The sequence below is a fragment of the Nostoc sp. CHAB 5715 genome (assembly GCF_020829685.1).
Taxonomy (GTDB): domain Bacteria; phylum Cyanobacteriota; class Cyanobacteriia; order Cyanobacteriales; family Nostocaceae; genus Nostoc.
On record NZ_JAIVFR010000406.1, the window covers coordinates 1 to 6,298 of the forward strand.

Below are 6,298 nucleotides of genomic sequence, written 5' to 3' on the forward strand. Positions count from 1 at the left end.
ACAAGCGGGTAAAATTTCCCGTGGTAAGAACACCTTAACTCGAACTTCTTCGGGGCGATCGCTATTATCACCCACTTTAATCAAGTGATACACACTCACCAATTCCTGTCCTGGCCCAAGGTCAACACCACCTTGAAACTGGAGATAATTAAACCCGTAGGCATAAAGGGCTGTAGCGGTAGGAAGCAAGAAATCTGCCTCCACCTTAATTATCTCTACACCATTCTTATCCGGTGCTAAAAACTCATGGTCAAAGCCATTTTCCGTCAACCACTGAGAAATTTTACCCGCTTGTACCAATGACTCTTCTTTGGCAGCTGGTACTGGTTTAGATTCTTCTTCAGCCACGGGTTTGTTCCTCCTTTTGTGCCTTTTCTGTCAGCAGTGCAGGTGGTATTGGCATACCAATCGCTTCCGTCAATTCTTTTGGTGGTACAGAACGAGTTTCTGACTGCAAATACTTACCAGTTAAGATTTCATCTACTGGCTTCAGGTTATGAGTCGTGCTGTAGTAGCGGTGGGTTTGCTTAATTTTATGCCGCTCTTGCATCGATTCATTGGAGATTTTCTTCCGCAGCTTAATAATTGCATCGATAATTGCTTCTGGACGGGGAGGACAACCAGGTAAATACACATCCACAGGAATCAGTTTATCGACTCCGCGCACTGCTGTAGGGGAATCAACGCTGAACATCCCGCCAGTAATTGTGCAAGCACCCATCGCAATTACATACTTTGGCTCTGGCATTTGTTCATAAAGACGCACCAGTTGGGGAGCCATCTTCATCGTAATAGTCCCTGCCGTAATAATTAAATCGGCTTGGCGGGGGCTAGAACGGGGAATTAGCCCAAAACGGTCAAAGTCAAATCGGGAACCAATTAAAGCTGCAAACTCAATAAAGCAGCAAGCAGTACCAAACAGCAACGCTGAGTTAGAAGAAAAGGCAGAGTTGTTGGCGATGCAAAAGCAAGAAGTCGAGCGCAAAAATCGGGAAATTGAACAAGCAAGACTCTCTTTAGAAGATAAGGCTGAACAACTCGCCCTTTCTTCAAAATACAAATCAGAATTTCTCGCCAACATGTCCCATGAACTGCGGACACCGTTGAACAGCTTGTTAATTTTGGCGAAGTTGTTGTCAGATAACATCGATCGCAACCTCACCGCCAAGCAAGTCGAATACAGCCAAACAATTTACTCAGCAGGTAATGATTTGTTGGCGTTAATCAATGACATTCTGGATCTCGCCAAAATTGAATCTGGAACTATGTCCATTGACATGACTCAAATGCCATTGACAGAGTTGGGCGATCAGATTGAGCGCACCTTTCGGCAAATCGCTCAGAGCAAAGGACTTGCTTTCACAATTGAATTGACTCCCGAATTGCCCACAACCATCTATACAGATGTCAAACGCTTACAACAGGTGTTGAAAAATCTCCTCTCCAACGCTTTTAAATTTACAGAGCAAGGAGAGGTACGCTTGCGGATTGCGGTAGCGAAGCAGGGATGGAGCAAAGACCAAGAAACTTTAAATCGCGCCCAGATTGTCATCGCCTTCTCAGTCAGCGATACAGGCATTGGCATTGCCCCCGACAAGCAGAAAGTGATTTTCGAGGCATTTCAGCAAGCCGATGGCTCTACCAGTCGGAGATACGGCGGTACCGGATTGGGCTTATCAATTAGCCGTGAAATCGCCCGTCTCTTTGGCGGCGAAATTAAACTAATCAGTCAACCCGGTCAAGGCAGCACCTTTACATTCTACTTCCCACAATTGAGTCCTGAGTCTACATCAAAACCATTCCCCACTCCCTACTCCCCAATTAGTACAGACGCGATTAATCGCGTCTCTACCCACTCCCCACTCCCCACTCCCCACTCCCTACTCCCCACTCCCCAATCCCCACTCCTAAATGACGATCGCACTACTATTGGCATAGGCGATCGCGTGTTACTAATTGTTGAGGATGACGTTAATTTTGCGCGTATCCTGCTAGAGATGGCGCAACAACACGGATTCAAGGTAATCACTGCCCAAACAGGCAGTACAGGTTTGATGTTAGCGCAGCAATTCCTGCCTTCAGCCATTTTGCTAGATATCAGGTTGCCAGAAATGGATGGTTGGACTGTATTAGATCGTCTCAAGCATGACCCTAATACCCGCCACATTCCTGTACATATTATGAGCGTTGAGGAAGGGAGACAGCGCGGTTTGCAACTAGGAGCGATCGCATATCTGCAAAAGCCCTTAACCAGTGAAACAATATCCGAGGCGTTGGGCAAAATTAAAGGTTTTGTTGAGCGCCAGGTGAAAAATTTGTTGGTAGTCGAAGACGACGACACTCAACGGCTTAGTATTGTTGAGTTGATTGGCAACAGCGATGTTTCTACTACTGCGGTTGGCACTGGTGCAGCAGCTTTAGAAGCTATTCGCTCCCAGCATTTTGATTGCCTCGTTCTCGATTTAGGGCTACCCGACATGACTGGGTTTGAACTAATCGAACAGATAAAGCTTCTACCTCACGGCAAAACTTTACCAATTATTGTTTACACAGGTAGAGAAATTAGCAAAGCTCAAGAAACAGAACTTAGACGAATTGCCGAAACAATCATCATTAAAGATGTGCGATCGCCCGAACGTCTCCTTGATGAAACAGCATTATTTTTACACCGAGTCCAAGCAAATTTACCAGCACCCAAACGAGAAATACTTGAACAACTGCATTCTTTTTGAAGACACTTTCACGTGGCTGCATGAGCTCAGCTACCTGGCCAGTTTCGGCCTGGTGGCAGGTCATATTCTTAATATCCGTTATTGCAAACATTGCTGATGAAAAAATTGCCTGTAACCGTATTGTCCGGATTTTTAGGAGCCGGAAAAACAACTTTGCTCAACCATCTCCTGCACAATAAAGCGGGTCTGAAAGTAGCCGTCATTGTCAACGACATGAGCGAGGTCAACATTGATGCCCGGCTGGTGGAAAAAGAGAACACACTATCAAGAACAGAAGAAAGACTGGTGGAGATGTCAAACGGATGTATCTGCTGCACACTCAGGGAAGACCTCATGATTGAAGTGGAGAAGCTGGCCCGTGAAAATCGTTTTGATTATCTGCTGATTGAATCCACGGGTATTTCCGAACCGGTGCCGGTGGCACAGACCTTCAGTTTTACGGATGAAGCTAATGGCATAGATTTATCAAAATGGTCTTACATAGACAGCATGGTAACGGTGGTGGATGCTTTTAATTTCAGTAAGGACTTCGGCTCTTCCGACACGATCCACTCAAGGGCATTGAATGAGGATGCCAGCGATCAAAGACCGATCGTTAATCTTCTGACCGACCAGATTGAATTTGCAGACATCATCCTGATCAACAAAGCGGATCTTGTGAGTCATGAGCAGCTTCATGAACTCAGGACATTAATAAGTAAACTGAATCCACACGCTAAAATTATCCTTTCCACTTTCGGCAGGGTTGAGCCGTCTGCGATCTTAGGCACCGGGCTTTTTGATTTTGAAACGGCCCAGGCCTCCGCAGGCTGGATCCAAGAAATACAGAATCACGAAAATGGGAAAACACACCAACCGGAAACAGAGGAATATGTTATTTCATCCTTTGTGTTCAGGGATAAACGGCCTTTTCACCCTGAAAGATTCTGGGATTACATTTCGGAAGACTGGCATGCGGGCATTATCCGCTCCAAGGGGCTTTTCTGGCTGGCTTCCCGGCCTTATGAAGCCCTCAACTGGTCACAGTCAGGCGGCTCGCTCAGGGCCGAAAGTGCCGGGATATGGTGGGTTAGTAAGCCTTTCAACGAAAGAATCAGGTATGCTTCGTTTGTTGAAAATCAGGCAGCCATCGAATCACGCTGGGATAGGCGTTTCGGTGACAGGCGAAATGAACTGGTGATCATCGGCCAGGACCTTAACCATAGCCTGGTTACGGAAGAACTCCGGCAATGTCTGTGCACTGAAAAAGAGATCAGTGAAATGGAATCGGGAAAGCGTTTTAAAGACCCTTTCCCGGTTGTCTGATCACCTTTTCACTTTACCTGGTAGGTCTTTCTCCCTGTCACGGGCGTTCCCGGGAAAACGAGACCTTCCAGGTATATTTCAAAAGTAGCCTCATTGTCGGTATTAAAATACTCAAACTTTCCTTTGCCTGTGGCATCGGTCCTGACCACAGGATTCCAGTAAACCGTAGACCTGAAATCCGGGCGTTCATTTCCCGGAATCTCCTGGTCATAGGGCGGTACATAGAACTCGGCAGGCACCGAATACCCCTTCCAGCCAAATCTTTTTATCCCCGGAGTGTTGTCATTTTTCCAGTCATAATCCGGATTACCTCTTTTCGTTAAAACAGAAATCACACCGTTTCCACCTCTTGATCCGTAAATGGCTGCAGACGGACCTTTTAATACATCAATATATTCAACATCCGTTGCCGGTATGGAGAGAATAAGACTCTTGTCCACGATGGTGCCGTCAAGGATATAAGTCGGTTCCGAACTACCCGATAAGGTACCGATGCCCCGGATCACCACACTGGGGTTAAACATATCCCCCGAAACCTGTACTCCGGCTACCCGGCCTCTCAGTATCTCCAGCACATTGCTGTATCCGGTCATGTTATCAGTGACTTTGATGCTGGCATCAGGCTGACCGTAAAGTACCCGCCTGTCTTTCAGCCGCTGGTCCACTTTTTTTGCCTTTACGACAAATTCGTCCAGGAAAATAACCTTGTTCAGTCTTAATTTTCTTTCCAGCTCCAGTATCTCCTTACTGAATTTGAGATAAGCAGCCAGGTCATGGGCAGCAAAAGTAACCGGCCGGTAGGGGATTCTGACCAAATCAATCTGCCTGAAATCATTATTACCGATGATGATGGCAGTGTTCCGGTTGTTCTTACCGGCAATGGCCTGAAGCAGCACCCTCACAGAATCTTTCACATCCAGTCCGTAGAATTCGAAACGCCCGTCTAATTCAGCTTCGGTGAAGTACAACTGGGTTGAGCTGTCCGGTTTGGTTATCATCATGGTCAGGTTCACCGCTTTTTCAAAGTTTTTACCGTTGGGTTTGGTAATTTCCCCGGAAATGGCCAGCCCTCTTTCCAAAGGGTACAGATAGGGTTTTTCCTGGTAATTGAGCACCTGTTCCCAGCTGTACCTTCTCCATCCCTGGGTCATGAGCAGCAGGTCAAGAAGCACAGACGCTTTGGGATCGCCGGCGACAAAATAGGCCGCAGGATTCTCCACATAGCCTTTTACCTCAGACTCAAGCATCAGGTAGGACCGGATATGCCGCTCATCATCGTGGTCTTTGATCTGGTTTTTATCCAGCACGGCTACAGAAAACTCCCCGGCCAGGGGCTCCCCTTTGGGACCCGAAACCTGGATTTCGACCGTCGTTTTACTTCTTTTCACGTAAGTACTCTGAGTAAGATTAAAAGTCACTTCCGGCGACCGGCCCAGGTTGTTATAAATGAGTCTCTCACAAACCGGCCGCGACTGTATGTTGAGTAACGTGATTTTTATCAGGCCTGCAGGCAGTTCTTCTTTAGGAATAAGGATCGCAGAAGCAGGTTTTGTGAGCTGAACGCGGGCAGAGTAAACCACCTTTCCACGGCATTGTGCTACCAGGATCATGTCTTCAGGCTCTGTAACTGTGTTTCTGAAAACAAAAGTCTTCAGGTTTTTAGGATTCGAAAAATTATCCGTCATGAGGATATATCCTTTTTCTGCAATGTCCGGAAAAGCGATGTCTTTTTCTTCAATAGCATTAAAACTCACCCTGGCCCTGTATTTCTGTCCTTTCTCGGGGGTAAAATTAAAAATTCCCATGCCCAGGTGCTGGCTTTCAAATTTAATAACGGTATCTCCCGCACTGTTAAAAACAGCCCCGGTTACATTGACGCCCTTTCCCAGTTTATCGGAGGCTTTAAAAGCAATCCTGGACTGGAGTCCGCTGACGAGCTGCCCGCCCTCCGGGAAAAAGTTAAAATCGTGCTCCGGCATTTTCTCTGTTTTCCGGACTTCTTTTTCTTCAAATTCAAAGAGATAGAAATCTTTATGGAAGAATTCGCTTTCAGGAAAATTCTTCATCCAGCTGGTATAAGCCCTGATCCTGTAAGCCCCTCCGGCCAGGGTATCGGCCAACTTAAATTCCCCGTTTCCAAAACCTTTTGTGAGTTGAATAGTCTTTGAATCCACTACCCTGCCTTTGGCTGCATCAATGAGATCAACATACAAGGGAATACTGACGGTGTCAGGATGGTTGGTCATGCCTTCGACCAGGCA

General features: G+C 46.6%; 3 protein-coding genes and 2 pseudogenes. 2 read left to right on the forward strand and 3 right to left on the reverse strand.

Annotation, left to right across the window (positions count from 1 at the left end; translation table 11 throughout):
- On the reverse strand, positions 1 to 348 hold a 348-nt coding region (locus LC574_RS21500; protein ID WP_368736714.1), incomplete at its 3' end, for an NADH-quinone oxidoreductase subunit C.
- Positions 341 to 925, reverse strand: a pseudogene (gene nuoB / locus LC574_RS21505) (NADH-quinone oxidoreductase subunit NuoB); the annotation flags it as partial. The gene LC574_RS21500 and the pseudogene nuoB, both read right to left, overlap by 8 nt.
- Here nuoB and LC574_RS21510 point away from each other — a divergent pair.
- Both LC574_RS21510 and LC574_RS21515 read left to right on the forward strand, forming a co-directional pair.
- A pseudogene (locus tag LC574_RS21510) lies at positions 873 to 2,726 on the forward strand (response regulator); the annotation flags it as partial. The pseudogenes nuoB and LC574_RS21510 sit on opposite strands and share 53 nt — an antisense overlap.
- Positions 2,727 to 2,828: 102 nt before the next feature.
- The gene (locus LC574_RS21515) at positions 2,829 to 4,037 is read left to right on the forward strand and encodes a GTP-binding protein (protein ID WP_229455511.1); all 1,209 of its coding nucleotides are present in this window, start codon (positions 2,829 to 2,831) and stop codon (positions 4,035 to 4,037) included.
- Positions 4,038 to 4,045: 8 nt separating this feature from the next.
- Here LC574_RS21515 and LC574_RS21520 read toward each other — a convergent pair.
- A partial coding sequence (locus LC574_RS21520; protein WP_229455513.1) for a TonB-dependent receptor plug domain-containing protein occupies positions 4,046 to 6,298 on the reverse strand: 2,253 nt, incomplete at its 5' end.

What these genes read in the sequence shown, in the direction of transcription:
- LC574_RS21515 (WP_229455511.1), top strand. Translation starts at nt 2,829, where the DNA reads ATGAAAAAATTGCCTGTAACCGTATTGTCCGGATTTTTAGGAGCCGGA.